This window comes from Pseudomonas edaphica (assembly GCF_005863185.1).
Lineage (GTDB): Bacteria > Pseudomonadota > Gammaproteobacteria > Pseudomonadales > Pseudomonadaceae > Aquipseudomonas > Aquipseudomonas edaphica.
Genome location: NZ_VBVZ01000964.1, coordinates 1 through 1429 on the forward strand (window position 1 = coordinate 1; position 1429 = coordinate 1429).

Sequence of the window (1429 nt, forward strand, 5' to 3'; positions counted from 1 at the left end):
TCCAGGGTGACTGGGTTGCCAATTGGCTTGCCGCTTGGATCCTGCACCTGCACGGTCGCACCTGGCTTGCCGGTGACTACTACGTTGCCGGTGGCTGGATCGATAGGGCCCAATTGTGGTGCCAACAGCGGCACATCAACGTTGGTGGCAGGCGACTGCGTGTCACCGTCCTTGACCACCACACCGACCTGCTGACCGCTGGTGTTGCCCGGCAGGGTCACGGTGCCCTGGCCTTTATCGTCCAAAGTGACTGGTTTGCCAATCGGGTTACCGTTCTGGTCCTGCACCTGCACGGTAGCGCCCGGCTTGCCGGTGACCGCCACATTGCCGGTCTCAGGGTCGACAGTGCCCAACTGCGGTGCCAACAGCGGCACATCAACGTTGGTGGCAGGCGACTGCGTGTCACCGTCCTTGACCACCACACCGACCTGCTGACCGCTGGTGTTGCCCGGCAGGGTCACGGTGCCCTGGCCTTTATCGTCCAAAGTGACTGGTTTGCCAATCGGGTTACCGTTCTGGTCCTGCACCTGCACGGTAGCGCCCGGCTTGCCGGTGACCGCCACATTGCCGGTCTCAGGGTCGACAGTGCCCAACTGCGGTGCCAACAGCGGCACATCAACGTTGGTGGCAGGCGACTGCGTGTCACCGTCCTTGACCACCACACCGACCTGCTTACCGCTGGTGTTGCCCGGCAGGGTCACGGTGCCCTGGCCTTTATCGTCCAAAGTGACTGGTTTGCCAATCGGGTTACCGTTCTGGTCCTGCACCTGCACGGTAGCGCCCGGCTTGCCGGTGACCGCCACATTGCCGGTCTCAGGGTCGACAGTGCCCAACTGCGGTGCCAACAACGGCACATCAACGTTGGTGGCAGGCGACTGCGTGTCACCATCCTTGACCACCACACCGACCTGCTGGCCGCTGGTGTTGCCCGGCAGGGTCACGGTGCCCTGACCTTTGTCGTCCAGAGTGACTGGTTTGCCAATCGGGTTGCCGTTCTGGTCTTGCACCTGCACGGTAGCGCCCGGCTTGCCGGTGACCGCCACATTACCGGTCTCAGGATCAACAGTGCCCAACTGCGGTGCCAACAGCGGCACATCAACGTTGGTGGCCGGCGACTGGGTGTCACCGTCCTTGACCACCACACCGACCTGCTGGCCGCTGGTGTTGCCTGGCAGGGTTACGGTGCCCTGGCCTTTGTCGTCCAGAGTGACTGGTTTGCCAATCGGGTTGCCGTTCTGATCTTGCACCTGCACGGTCGCACCCGGCTTGCCGGTAACCGCCACATTGCCTGTCTCAGGATCAACAGTGCCCAACTGCGGTGCCAACAACGGCACATCAACGTTGGTGGCAGGCGACTGCGTGTCACCATCCTTGACCACCACACCGACCTGCTGGCCGCTGGTGTTGCCCGGCAGGGTCACGGTGCCCT

At 63.1% G+C, this 1429-nt stretch carries 1 protein-coding gene; it reads right to left on the reverse strand.

What is annotated here, in order from left to right; all coding sequences use genetic code 11:
- A partial coding sequence (locus tag FEM54_RS34250) for an Ig-like domain-containing protein (RefSeq protein WP_338109389.1) occupies positions 1–1429 on the reverse strand: 1429 nt, incomplete at both ends.